The organism is Streptomyces tamarix (assembly GCF_032423885.1).
GTDB classification, from domain to species: Bacteria; Actinomycetota; Actinomycetes; order Streptomycetales; family Streptomycetaceae; genus Streptomyces; species Streptomyces tamarix.
Window position 1 is genome coordinate 199,872 of record NZ_JAWCTQ010000005.1, and the last position, 11,875, is coordinate 211,746.

Annotated in this window: 18 protein-coding genes; 17 read left to right on the plus strand and 1 reads right to left on the minus strand. The window is 68.8% G+C overall.

The annotated features are described in order from the left end of the window. Nucleotide 1 precedes the first annotated feature (1 nt). From RND61_RS06620 to truA, 17 genes are all read left to right on the plus strand, one after another. A complete protein-coding gene (locus tag RND61_RS06620) occupies nucleotides 2-187 on the plus strand; it encodes a type Z 30S ribosomal protein S14 (RefSeq protein WP_003956452.1) in 186 nt (61 codons plus the stop codon). 209 nt (nucleotides 188-396) lie between these two features. Beyond that, nucleotides 397-795, plus strand: a complete 399-nt coding sequence (gene rpsH / locus RND61_RS06625) for a 30S ribosomal protein S8 (protein WP_010473942.1) — start codon at nucleotides 397-399, stop codon at nucleotides 793-795. Between the two features lie 21 nt (nucleotides 796-816). Continuing rightward, entirely contained in the window at nucleotides 817-1,356 is a 540-nt protein-coding gene (gene rplF, locus RND61_RS06630; protein WP_315876829.1) for a 50S ribosomal protein L6, read from the plus strand. Between the two features lie 3 nt (nucleotides 1,357-1,359). Continuing rightward, nucleotides 1,360-1,743 carry a 50S ribosomal protein L18 gene (rplR, locus tag RND61_RS06635; protein WP_010473938.1) on the plus strand — a complete coding sequence of 128 codons (384 nt, stop codon included), beginning with the start codon at nucleotides 1,360-1,362 and terminating at the stop codon, nucleotides 1,741-1,743. 43 nt (nucleotides 1,744-1,786) lie between these two features. Continuing rightward, a complete protein-coding gene (gene rpsE / locus RND61_RS06640) occupies nucleotides 1,787-2,392 on the plus strand; it encodes a 30S ribosomal protein S5 (protein WP_023587021.1) in 606 nt (201 codons plus the stop codon). Next, complete coding sequence (gene rpmD, locus RND61_RS06645) at nucleotides 2,392-2,574, plus strand: 50S ribosomal protein L30 (protein ID WP_010473936.1); 183 nt, start codon at nucleotides 2,392-2,394, stop codon at nucleotides 2,572-2,574. Before rpsE ends, rpmD begins: the two co-directional genes overlap by 1 nt. Nucleotides 2,575-2,576: 2 nt before the next feature. After that, nucleotides 2,577-3,032 (plus strand): 50S ribosomal protein L15, encoded by a 456-nt coding sequence (gene rplO / locus RND61_RS06650; protein WP_315876830.1) that lies wholly within the window; start codon nucleotides 2,577-2,579, stop codon nucleotides 3,030-3,032. Nucleotides 3,033-3,488: 456 nt separating this feature from the next. Beyond that, nucleotides 3,489-4,808, plus strand: coding sequence for a preprotein translocase subunit SecY (secY, locus tag RND61_RS06655; RefSeq protein WP_315876831.1), 1,320 nt, complete (start codon nucleotides 3,489-3,491; stop codon nucleotides 4,806-4,808). Next, nucleotides 4,808-5,467: an adenylate kinase gene (locus RND61_RS06660; RefSeq protein WP_315876832.1), complete on the plus strand. Its 660-nt coding sequence runs from the start codon at nucleotides 4,808-4,810 to the stop codon at nucleotides 5,465-5,467. Before secY ends, RND61_RS06660 begins: the two co-directional genes overlap by 1 nt. A gap of 192 nt (nucleotides 5,468-5,659) precedes the next feature. After that, nucleotides 5,660-6,496 carry a type I methionyl aminopeptidase gene (map, locus tag RND61_RS06665; protein WP_315876833.1) on the plus strand — a complete coding sequence of 279 codons (837 nt, stop codon included), beginning with the start codon at nucleotides 5,660-5,662 and terminating at the stop codon, nucleotides 6,494-6,496. Nucleotides 6,497-6,705: 209 nt separating this feature from the next. Continuing rightward, nucleotides 6,706-6,927, plus strand: a complete 222-nt coding sequence (gene infA / locus RND61_RS06670; protein ID WP_003956442.1) for a translation initiation factor IF-1 — start codon at nucleotides 6,706-6,708, stop codon at nucleotides 6,925-6,927. 58 nt (nucleotides 6,928-6,985) lie between these two features. After that, on the plus strand, nucleotides 6,986-7,099 hold the full coding sequence (gene rpmJ, locus RND61_RS06675; RefSeq protein ID WP_003956441.1) for a 50S ribosomal protein L36: 114 nt from the start codon (nucleotides 6,986-6,988) through the stop codon (nucleotides 7,097-7,099). Between the two features lie 190 nt (nucleotides 7,100-7,289). After that, entirely contained in the window at nucleotides 7,290-7,670 is a 381-nt protein-coding gene (rpsM, locus tag RND61_RS06680; protein ID WP_315876834.1) for a 30S ribosomal protein S13, read from the plus strand. 65 nt (nucleotides 7,671-7,735) lie between these two features. After that, nucleotides 7,736-8,140: a 30S ribosomal protein S11 gene (gene rpsK / locus RND61_RS06685; protein ID WP_003956432.1), complete on the plus strand. Its 405-nt coding sequence runs from the start codon at nucleotides 7,736-7,738 to the stop codon at nucleotides 8,138-8,140. Between the two features lie 131 nt (nucleotides 8,141-8,271). Continuing rightward, a complete protein-coding gene (locus tag RND61_RS06690; protein WP_003956430.1) occupies nucleotides 8,272-9,294 on the plus strand; it encodes a DNA-directed RNA polymerase subunit alpha in 1,023 nt (340 codons plus the stop codon). 80 nt (nucleotides 9,295-9,374) lie between these two features. Beyond that, nucleotides 9,375-9,869, plus strand: a complete 495-nt coding sequence (gene rplQ, locus RND61_RS06695; RefSeq protein WP_315876836.1) for a 50S ribosomal protein L17 — start codon at nucleotides 9,375-9,377, stop codon at nucleotides 9,867-9,869. A 91-nt stretch (nucleotides 9,870-9,960) separates the two neighbouring features. Then, nucleotides 9,961-10,824 (plus strand): tRNA pseudouridine(38-40) synthase TruA, encoded by an 864-nt coding sequence (truA, locus tag RND61_RS06700; protein ID WP_315876837.1) that lies wholly within the window; start codon nucleotides 9,961-9,963, stop codon nucleotides 10,822-10,824. Here truA and RND61_RS06705 read toward each other — a convergent pair. Beyond that, on the minus strand, nucleotides 10,789-11,826 hold the full coding sequence (locus tag RND61_RS06705) for a proline-rich domain-containing protein (protein WP_315876838.1): 1,038 nt from the start codon (nucleotides 11,824-11,826) through the stop codon (nucleotides 10,789-10,791). The two genes, truA and RND61_RS06705, sit on opposite strands and share 36 nt — an antisense overlap. Between the last annotated feature and the right edge of the window lie 49 nt (nucleotides 11,827-11,875).

Genomic DNA, 11,875 nt, shown 5'->3' on the forward strand with positions numbered 1-11,875 from the left:
CGTGGCGAAGAAGGCTCTGATCGCTAAGGCCGCCCGCAAGCCGAAGTTCGGTGTGCGCGCGTACACCCGCTGCCAGCGCTGCGGCCGGCCCCACTCCGTCTACCGCAAGTTCGGTCTGTGCCGCGTGTGCCTCCGTGAGATGGCTCACCGTGGCGAGCTGCCGGGCGTGACCAAGAGCTCCTGGTAATCAACCCAGTTGGGTTGATGCCAGGCTCTCGGTAAGCACCTGGTCGGCAGGGGCCCTTCTCCACATGTCGTAGGCTTGTGGGGTTGGGCGCCTGCCGCCCGTACGACTTACTACGCCGTAGGTCCCCGCACCGCACCCGTCCCGCCCATGAGCGGGGAGAGGGATGGCGCATACAGGAAACCCCGGCGAGAGAGGCCGAAGGCCAATTCATGACCATGACTGATCCGATCGCAGACATGCTTACGCGTCTGCGGAACGCGAACTCGGCGTACCACGACACCGTGACGATGCCGCACAGCAAGATCAAGTCTCACATCGCGGAGATCCTCAAGCAGGAGGGCTTCATCACGGGCTGGAAGGTCGAGGACGCCGAGGTCGGCAAGAACCTCGTCCTCGAGCTGAAGTTCGGCCCGAACCGTGAGCGCTCCATCGCGGGCATCAAGCGGATCTCGAAGCCCGGTCTCCGGGTCTACGCGAAGTCCACCAATCTGCCGAAGGTCCTCGGTGGTCTCGGCGTGGCGATCATCTCCACGTCGCACGGCCTCCTGACCGGCCAGCAGGCGCAGAAGAAGGGCGTGGGTGGGGAAGTCCTCGCCTACGTCTGGTAGTCGGGAACGGAGGAAAAGCCAATGTCGCGTATCGGCAAGCTCCCCATCACGGTTCCCGCCGGCGTGGACGTCACCATCGATGGCCGTACGGTCCAGGTGAAGGGCCCCAAGGGCACCCTGACCCACACCGTCGCCGCGCCGATCGAGATCGTCAAGGGTGAGGACGGCGTTCTGAACGTCACCCGCCCCAACGATGAGCGTCAGAACAAGGCCCTGCACGGCCTGTCCCGCACGCTGGTGGCCAACATGATCACCGGTGTGACCCAGGGGTACACGAAGGCGCTCGAGATCAGCGGTGTCGGTTACCGCGTTGCCGCGAAGGGCTCCGACCTGGAGTTCCAGCTCGGCTACAGCCACCCGATCCTCGTCGAGGCGCCCGAGGGCATCTCGTTCAAGGTCGAGTCGCCGACCAAGTTCTCGGTCGAGGGCATCGACAAGCAGAAGGTCGGCGAGGTCGCCGCGAACATCCGCAAGCTGCGCAAGCCCGACCCGTACAAGGCCAAGGGCGTGAAGTACGCGGGCGAGGTCATCCGCCGCAAGGTCGGAAAGGCTGGTAAGTAAGCCATGGCATACGGCGTGAAGATTGCCAAGGGCAAGGCCTACAAGGGCGCTGCTCTGAAGCGTCGCCACATCCGCATCCGCAAGAAGGTCTCGGGTACCGCTGAGCGTCCGCGCCTGGTCGTGACCCGGTCCAACCGTGGGATCACCGCCCAGGTCATCGACGACATCGCGGGTCACACCGTGGCGTCGGCGTCGACCCTGGACGCGTCCATCCGCGGCGGCGAAGGCGACAAGTCGGCCAAGGCCCAGCAGGTCGGCAAGCTCGTCGCCGAGCGCGCCAAGGCCGCCGGTGTCGAGGCTGTCGTGTTCGACCGTGGCGGCAACAGGTACGCCGGGCGCATCGCCGCCCTGGCGGACGCCGCCCGCGAAGCCGGCCTGAAGTTCTGAGCCGGTTCCGTAGCTCAGCGGAAAACGAAGAGAGGTAATTCCAATGGCTGGACCCCAGCGCCGCGGAAGCGGTGCCGGTGGCGGCGAGCGGCGGGACCGGAAGGGCCGTGACGGCGGCGCTGCTGCCGCCGAGAAGACCGCGTACGTTGAGCGCGTCGTCGCGATCAACCGCGTCGCCAAGGTTGTGAAGGGTGGTCGTCGCTTCAGCTTCACCGCGCTGGTCGTGGTGGGCGACGGTGACGGCACCGTGGGTGTCGGTTACGGCAAGGCCAAGGAGGTGCCGGCCGCCATCGCCAAGGGTGTGGAGGAGGCCAAGAAGCACTTCTTCAAGGTCCCCCGCATCCAGGGCACCATCCCGCACCCGATCCAGGGTGAGAAGGCCGCGGGCGTCGTCCTGCTCAAGCCGGCTTCCCCCGGTACCGGCGTCATCGCCGGTGGCCCGGTGCGTGCCGTGCTCGAGTGCGCCGGCGTTCACGACATCCTGTCGAAGTCGCTCGGCTCCGACAACGCGATCAACATCGTGCACGCGACCGTGGAGGCCCTGAAGGGCCTGCAGCGCCCCGAGGAGATCGCGGCCCGCCGCGGTCTGCCGCTCGAGGACGTCGCCCCCGCGGCCCTGCTGCGTGCGCGTGCCGGGGTGGGTGCGTAATGGCTCGCCTCAAGATCACGCAGACGAAGTCGTACATCGGCAGCAAGCAGAACCACCGCGACACCCTGCGTTCCCTTGGCCTCAAGGGCATCAACACGCAGGTCGTCAAGGAGGACCGCCCCGAGTTCCGCGGCATGGTGCACACCGTCCGCCACCTCGTGACGGTCGAGGAGGTCGACTGATCATGGCGGAGCAGAACCCGCTGAAGATCCACAACCTCCGTCCCGCCCCGGGCGCCAAGACCGCCAAGACCCGTGTGGGTCGTGGTGAGGCGTCGAAGGGTAAGACGGCCGGTCGTGGTACCAAGGGCACGAAGGCCCGCTACCAGGTTCCGGAGCGCTTCGAGGGCGGCCAGATGCCGCTCCACATGCGCCTCCCGAAGCTGCGGGGCTTCAAGAACCCGTTCAAGACCGAGTACCAGGTCGTGAACCTGGACAAGCTCGCCGCCCTCTACCCCGAGGGTGGCGAGGTGACGGTCGCCGACCTGGTCGCCAAGGGCGCGGTTCGCAAGAACCAGCTCGTCAAGGTGCTGGGTCAGGGCGAGGTCTCCGTGGCGCTGCAGGTGACGGTCGACGCCGTCTCCGGCTCCGCCAAGGAGAAGATCACCGCCGCTGGCGGGACGGTCACCGAGCTCGTCTGAGCCTCGGACTGACGTCATGGCCTGGTGAGGCGCCGCAGGGCGCTTCACCAGGCCATTCCCATGTTCCGGGCCCGGAGCCCGAGTTGGGGCCCCAGAAGCCCCGTACGGCCCGGTACGGGGGCTTCCGCACCCATACCGGCCCCCGTGCGCCGACCAGGGGCGCGCACGGGGCCGGGAGGCCGTCCGCGGGGCCCGCCGCGGCCGGTTCCGGCCGTCGCGCCGGGGCGGGGGAGCCGTCCCGCTTGCGGGTGAACGTGGGGGTGGGGGCGGAGGGCTGGCCGCCGGGTTCGGGCCGCGGGAGGTCACAGATGTTTCCCGTGTGCCGCATGGCCGGGTAGGGTGGCGCCATTAATCTTCGGGCGGCCTGTGCCAGCACAGTGCCGCCCTGCCAAGTAACCGCTGATTCTTCAAACCCGTCGCCTCTGACGCGCTAGCTCGGGGGTCGCAGGAGGCACCGTGCTCACCGCGTTCGCCCGGGCGTTCAAGACGCCCGACCTGCGTAAGAAGCTGCTCTTCACGTTCGGCATCATCGTGCTCTACCGGCTCGGTGCGCACATCCCCGTTCCCGGTGTGGACTACGAGAACGTCCAGCAATGTGTCAAGCAGGCCCAGCAGGGGAACAACAACCTGCTCGGCCTGATGGACATGTTCAGCGGTGGTGCCCTGCTGCAGATCACCATCTTCGCGCTCGGCATCATGCCGTACATCACGGCGAGCATCATCCTTCAGCTGCTGACCGTGGTCATCCCGCGGCTCGAGGCCCTGAAGAAGGAGGGCCAGTCCGGGCAGACGAAGATCACGCAGTACACGCGTTACCTGACCGTCGCCCTGGCCATCCTGCAGGGCACCGGCCTGGTGGCCACCGCCAAGAGCGGTGCGCTGTTCAGCGGCTGCAGCGTCGCCAGCCAGATCGTCCCCAACCAGTCGATCTTCACCATCGTCGTCATGGTGATCACCATGACCGCCGGCACGGCCCTCGTCATGTGGCTCGGTGAGCTGATCACCGACCGCGGCGTCGGCAACGGCATGTCGATCCTGATGTTCATCTCGATCGCCGCCGGCTTCCCCGGCTCCCTGTGGGCCATCAAGGAGAGCGGCAAGCTCGCCAAGGGCTGGATCGAGTTCGGCACGGTCATCCTGATCGGCTTCGTGATGGTCGCCCTGGTGGTCTTCGTCGAGCAGGCCCAGCGCCGGATCCCGGTCCAGTACGCGAAGCGCATGATCGGTCGCCGCTCGTACGGCGGCACCTCGACGTACATCCCTCTCAAGGTGAACCAGGCGGGTGTGATTCCCGTCATCTTCGCCTCGTCGCTGCTCTACATCCCGATCCTGATCGTCCAGTTCGCCGGCAACAGCACGTCGGGATGGTCTGCGTGGATTCAGCAGCATTTGGTGGACGGCAAGCCCATCCACACGGTGATCTACTTCTTCCTCATCGTGTTCTTCGCCTTCTTCTATGTGGCCATCTCCTTCAACCCCGAGGAAGTGGCCGACAACATGAAGAAGTATGGTGGCTTCATCCCGGGCATCCGGGCTGGTCGACCTACTGCTGAGTACTTGAGCTACGTGCTCAACCGGATCACTTGGCCCGGCTCGCTGTACCTGGGTCTGATCGCTCTTGTGCCGACGATGGCGTTGGCGGGCTTCGGCGGTGCGAACGCCAACTTCCCGTTCGGCGGGACGAGCATCCTCATCATCGTGGGTGTGGGGCTGGAGACCGTGAAGCAGATCGAGAGCCAGCTCCAGCAGCGCAATTACGAAGGGTTCCTCCGCTGATGCGAATCGTCCTCGTCGGACCACCCGGAGCCGGCAAGGGTACGCAGGCCGCGTTCCTTGCCAGGAATCTCTCGATTCCGCACATCTCCACGGGTGACCTGTTCCGGGCAAACATCAGTCAGGGCACGGAGCTGGGCAAGCAGGCCAAGGCGTACATGGACGCCGGCAACCTGGTGCCCGACGAGGTCACGATCGGGATGGCCAAGGACCGCATGGAGCAGCCGGACGCCGAGAGCGGCTTCCTGCTCGACGGCTTCCCGCGCAACGTCGCCCAGGCCAAGGCGCTCGACGCGACGCTCGAGGCCGCGGACATGAAGCTGGACGCCGTCCTGGACCTGGAGGTCCCCGAGGACGAGGTCGTGAAGCGGATCGCCGGCCGCCGCATCTGCCGCAACGACAGCGCGCACGTCTTCCACGTGACGTACTCCCCGCCGAAGCAGGAGGGCGTCTGCGACGTCTGCGGCGGCGAGCTGTACCAGCGCGACGACGACTCGGAGGAGACGGTCCGCACGCGGCTGGAGGTCTACCACACGCAGACCGAGCCGATCATCGACCACTACCGGGCCCAGGGCCTGGTGGTCACGATCTCCGCGCTCGGCAAGGTCGACGAGGTGACCGACCGGGCCATGGCGGCGCTGCGCGGCGAGCACGCCGCGTAGGCCCCGCCGGCCTGCGGTACGTCCCCGAGGTTCCGGCTCCGCCCGGACGGGGCACCCGCGCACGTTCCGCGCTTCGGCCGCGGTGCCCTCCCCGGGTGCCGCGGCCGAAGCCGTTGGCGCGGGCCCGCCCGTATCGTGGTACCGAGAGCTTCCGCTCGACCGTCGAGAAGTCCGAGAAAGGCGTTTGCCGTCATGGTGCAGATCAAGACCCCGGAGCAGATCGCGAAGATGCGCGAGGCGGGGCTGGTCGTCGCGGCCATCCACGCGGCGACGCGCGAGGTGGCCGTGCCCGGCGCCACCACCAGGGACCTGGACGAGGCGGCGCGGAAGGTCCTCGCCGAGCACGGGGCGAAGTCGAACTTCCTGGGGTACGGCGGGTTCCCGGCGACGATCTGCACCTCGGTGAACGAGGTCGTGGTCCACGGCATCCCGAGCGAGGACGTCGTCCTGAAGGACGGCGACATCATCTCGATCGACGCGGGCGCCATCGTCGACGGCTGGCACGGCGACGCGGCGTACACGGCGTTCGTCGGGTCCGGGCACGCGCCGGAGCTGCTGGAGCTGTCGAGGGTGACCGAGGCGTCGATGTGGGCCGGCATCGCCGCGATGAAGAACGGCAACCGGCTGGTGGACATCTCCCGCGCCATCGAGACGTACATCCGCCGGCAGCCGAGGCCGGGCGGCGGCAAGTACGGGATCATCGAGGACTACGGCGGCCACGGCATCGGCAGCGAGATGCACATGGACCCGCACCTGCTGAACTACGTGTCGCGCAAGCGCGGCAAGGGCCCGAAGCTGGTGCCCGGCTTCTGCCTGGCGATCGAGCCGATGGTGTCCCTCGGCACGCCGCGCACGGAGGTCCTGGAGGACGACTGGACCGTCATCACGACGGACGGCACGTGGTCCTCCCACTGGGAGCACTCGGTGGCCCTGACGGAGGACGGCCCCCTGGTGCTCACGGCCCCGGACGGCGGCAGGGCGAAGCTCGCGGAGCTGGGCGTCACGGCCGCCCCGGACCCCCTGGCCTGACGGCCTCCGGCCCGCCCGGTCCGTCCCCGCCCGAGCCGTCCCGGGACCGCCCGGGCGGGGTCGGGCTTAGCGATCTCGGAAGCTGGGGAGGCTGGGGGATTCGTCTTTTCGTAGGGGCTCGCGTAGACTGATGCGTCGGCTCTCGTATACCAGCGTGCCCGCACGCGGCAGCGAAAGTCGATCAAGGTAGCCGATTCGAAGGGCGAAGCGTGGCCAAGAAGCAAGGTGCCATCGAGATTGAGGGCACCGTGATCGAGTCCCTGCCGAACGCCATGTTCAAGGTGGAGCTCCAGAACGGTCACAAGGTCCTCGCGCACATCAGCGGCAAGATGCGGATGCACTACATCCGTATCCTCCCGGATGACCGGGTCGTCGTGGAGCTGTCTCCGTACGACCTGACGCGTGGCCGGATCGTCTACCGCTACAAGTAGATCTTGTCCGCGCCCCTCCCACGGGGTGCTGGCACTGACCCGGAGAACCTCACATCCCATGAAGGTCAAGCCGAGCGTCAAGAAGATCTGCGACAAGTGCAAGGTGATCCGCCGCCACGGCCGGGTCATGGTCATCTGCGACAACCTGCGCCACAAGCAGCGCCAGGGCTGACGCACGCCGACCTACACCTACCTGCACCTCGCAGCTCACGCGCGACGCAAGTAACCCGTACATACGCAGTGCCCGCCGGGCCATTCCGGCTGGCGACACCTCCGGCGGGGGCCGGGGACCTGGTCCGTACCTCGTACGGCGGCCAGAGAACGGCATTGCGGAAGACCCCCGAACACACAGGAGCCAGTGAATGGCACGCGTTTCCGGTGTTGACATCCCGCGCGACAAGCGCGTGGAGGTCGCACTCACCTACGTCTTCGGCATCGGCCGCACCCTGGCGAAGGAGACCCTCGCCGCCACCGGTGTGAACCCGAACACCCGCGTTCGTGACCTGTCCGAGGAGGACCTGGTCAAGATCCGCGAGTACGTGGACAACAACATCAAGACCGAGGGTGACCTCCGTCGCGAGGTCCAGGCCGACATCCGCCGCAAGGTCGAGATCGGCACGTACCAGGGTCTGCGCCACCGCCGTGGTCTGCCGGTCCGCGGTCAGCGCACCAGCACGAACGCCCGTACCCGCAAGGGCCCGCGTCGCGCCATCGCCGGCAAGAAGAAGCCGGGCAAGAAGTAGTCCGCAGCGGACGACTGTCCACGGTCTTCGCTGTAGGACCGACCACCTCCCGTAGGAGTTAAGAGATGCCCCCCAAGGGACGTCAGGGCGCTGCCAAGAAGGTGCGCCGCAAGGAAAAGAAGAACGTCGCTCACGGCCACGCGCACATCAAGAGCACGTTCAACAACACGATCGTTTCGATCACGGACCCGTCCGGCAACGTGATCTCCTGGGCCTCCGCCGGCCACGTCGGCTTCAAGGGCTCCCGCAAGTCGACTCCGTTCGCCGCGCAGATGGCCGCCGAGTCGGCCGCCCGCCGCGCGCAGGAGCACGGCATGCGCAAGGTCGACGTCTTCGTCAAGGGCCCGGGCTCCGGTCGTGAGACCGCGATCCGCTCCCTGCAGGCGACCGGCCTGGAGGTCGGCTCCATCCAGGACGTCACGCCGACCCCGCACAACGGCTGCCGCCCCCCGAAGCGGAGGCGCGTCTGACCCCAGGTGCGTCACGCACCTGCGGCTGATGTGAGGTTCGGGCGGAAAGACCCTTCCGGGACTTTCCGCCCGTACCCTTGCTGTATCCGAGGACGTCAAATAGCGGGCGTCCACGACTGAAGGAAAAGACCATGCTGATCGCTCAGCGTCCCTCGCTGACCGAAGAGGTTGTCGACGAGTACCGCTCGCGGTTCGTCATCGAGCCGCTGGAGCCGGGCTTCGGCTACACGCTCGGCAACAGCCTCCGCCGTACGCTCCTCTCCTCGATCCCGGGTGCGGCCGTCACGTCCATCCGCATCGACGGCGTCCTGCACGAGTTCACCACCGTGCCGGGTGTCAAGGAGGACGTCACCGACCTCATCCTCAACATCAAGCAGCTGGTCGTGTCCAGCGAGCACGACGAGCCCGTCGTCATGTACCTGCGCAAGCAGGGCCCGGGCCTCGTGACCGCCGCCGACATCGCCCCGCCGGCCGGTGTCGAGGTCCACAACCCCGACCTGGTGCTCGCCACGCTCAACGGCAAGGGCAAGCTGGAGATGGAGCTGACCGTCGAGCGCGGTCGCGGCTACGTCTCCGCCGTGCAGAACAAGCAGGTCGGCCAGGAGATCGGCCGCATCCCGGTCGACTCCATCTACTCGCCGGTCCTCAAGGTCACCTACAAGGTCGAGGCGACCCGAGTCGAGCAGCGCACCGACTTCGACAAGCTCATCGTCGACGTCGAGACCAAGCAGGCCATGCGCCCGCGCGACGCCATGGCGTCCGCCGGCAAGACCCTGGTCGAGCTGTTCGGTCTCGCCCGCGAGCTGAACATCGACGCCGAGGGCATCGACATGGGCCCGTCCCCGACGGACGCCGCCCTCGCCGCCGACCTCGCGCTGCCGATCGAGGAGCTGGAGCTCACGGTCCGCTCCTACAACTGCCTCAAGCGCGAGGGCATCCACTCCGTGGGTGAGCTCGTCGCCCGCTCCGAGGCCGACCTGCTCGACATCCGCAACTTCGGTGCGAAGTCGATCGACGAGGTCAAGGCGAAGCTGGCCGGCATGGGCCTGGCCCTGAAGGACAGCCCGCCCGGATTCGACCCGACCGCCGCCGCCGACGCCTTCGGCGCCGACGACGACGCGGACGCGGGCTTCGTCGAGACCGAGCAGTACTGATACCTGCCCGCGGGCGTCCGCCCGCGGGGCCCTGACACCGGTACCTGATACGGCCGGTGCAGATCACAAGGAGAAACACCATGCCGAAGCCCGCCAAGGGTGCCCGTCTGGGCGGCAGCGCCGCGCACGAGAAGCTGCTCCTCGCGAACCTCGCGAAGTCGCTCTTCGAGCACGGCCGCATCACCACGACCGAGGCCAAGGCCCGCCGCCTGCGTCCGGTCGCCGAGCGCCTGATCACCAAGGCGAAGAAGGGCGACATCCACAACCGTCGCCTGGTGCTGCAGACGATCACGGACAAGGGCATCGTCCACACGCTCTTCACCGAGATCGCCCCGCGCTACGCCGAGCGCCCGGGTGGCTACACCCGTATCACCAAGATCGGCAACCGTCGTGGCGACAACGCCCCGATGGCGGTCATCGAGCTGGTCGAGGGCGAGATCGCCAAGAAGGCGACCGTCGCCGAGGCCGAGGCCGCGACCAAGCGCGCGGTGAAGGAGGCCGAGGAGACCAAGGTCGAGGAGACCAAGGCCGACGACGCCGCCGAGGCCCCGGCCGAGGAGTCGAAGGACGCCTGAGCGTTCTGACGGCCACGGCTGACGGACGGGTCCGTCCCCTTGCGGGGGCGGGCCCGTCCCGTGTTGTTCCAGGTTTGAGAGGATCCTTCGCGTGAGCGATGAGGTGGAGCCCGGGTTCGTACGGGTGCGGTTGGACCTGTCGTACGACGGCAAGGACTTCCACGGGTGGGCCAAGCAGGCCGGCGGGCGGCGCACCGTGCAGGGCGAGATCGAGGACGCCCTGCGCACCGTCACGCGGTCCACGCGCACGTACGAGCTGACCGTCGCCGGCCGCACCGACGCCGGGGTGCACGCCCGCGGCCAGGTCGCCCACGTCGACCTGCCCGGGGAGGTGTGGGCCGAGCACCGGGACAAGCTGCTGCGGCGGCTGGCCGGGCGGCTCGCGCACGACGTGCGGATCTGGCGCGTCGAGGAGGCGCCGCCCGGTTTCAACGCGCGGTTCTCCGCGATCTGGCGCCGCTACGCGTACCGCGTCACCGACAACCCCGGCGGAGTCGACCCGCTGCTGCGCGGACACGTCCTGTGGCACGACTGGCCGCTGGACCTGGACGCCATGAACGCGGCCGCCGAGCGGCTGCTGGGCGAGCACGACTTCGCCGCGTACTGCAAGAAGCGCGACGGGGCCACCACCATCCGCACCCTCCAGGAGCTGCGCTGGGAGCGGCTGCCCGGCGGCGTGCTGGAGGCGACCGTGCGGGCCGACGCGTTCTGCCACAACATGGTGCGCTCGCTCGTCGGCGCGATGCTGTTCGTCGGCGACGGGCACCGGCCCGTGGACTGGCCGGCGAAGGTGCTGGCCGCCGGGGTGCGGGACTCGGCCGTGCACGTCGTACGGCCCCACGGGCTCACCCTGGAGGAGGTCGGCTACCCGGCGGACGAGCTGCTGGCCGCCCGCAACCGGGAGGCCCGCAACAGGCGGTCACTGCCCCCCGGCGGGCGCGGTGGCTGCTGCTGACGCCTGGGCACGACCGCGGGCGTAGATCTGGTTGAAGGTGAAACGGGCCAGGTCGTCGCTGGTCTTGAAGACGGCCGTGTCGGACGTGGTGACCTTCCGGCCGCTGGTGAAGCCGGCCTGGGTGAAGTACGCGTAGCGGCCCAGCGCGTTCGAGCGGCGCAGGCAGACCGTGGCGCGGCAGAAGTCCCCGACGCCGCCGCCGGCGAGCGGGGTGACGCCGCCGCGGGCGTCCTGCTTCGCCCCGAGGGCCTGGGACCGGTCGGCGAAGAGGGCGACGCCGACGGTGACGGCGACGCCGTCCCTCGTGTACGTGGCGCGGATGACGCGGGTGCAGCCGTGCCGCTGGAGGACCGCGCCGAGGCCGTCCTTGCCGGCGGACGCGCAGTTCGTCGTGGAGCTGGTGGCGCCCTTGGCGTAGACGCGGTCGCCGAAGGTGAGCTTCTTGCCGGGGAACAGGCTCTCCGCGCTGAGCGGGGCCCGGTCCTTGCCGGCCGAGGAGATGAAGTCCATCGGGTCCGGCGGGGGCGGCGGGGCGACGGAGGAGAACGACGGCTGCGGGCCGGCCCCGCCGGTCGGCAGTTCGGCGCCGCCGGGGAGCGTGGTGGCGGTGCCGCCGGTCCGGACGTCCGGGGCGTCGCCGTCGGTGGTGACGACCGCGACGGCGACGACGGTGGCGACGGCGGCCGTGGCGAGGACGCCGCCGCCCGCGACGAGCCAGCGCTTACGGCGCTGCCGTGCCTCGGACGCCTCGGCCAGGGCGCCCCAGTCCGGGGTGCCGTCGTTCCGGGCGCCGAACGGGGAGGCGGGCTGCTGCTGCCCGTACGGGGGCCGGCCCTGCCCGTAGGACGCCTGGTTCTGGCCGTACGGGGGCTGGCCCTGGCCGTACGGCGCCTGGTCCTGGCCGTAGGGCGGGTTCTGCGGCCCGCCCCCGTACGGGACGTGGCCGGAGCCGCCGTCCGGCTGGTGCGGCTCCTGCGGCCACTGCGGTCCCCCAAAGCTCATGCCGCGCATCCTAATCGGGTTGGGCGCGGGCCCGGTCGGCGGTCAGAAT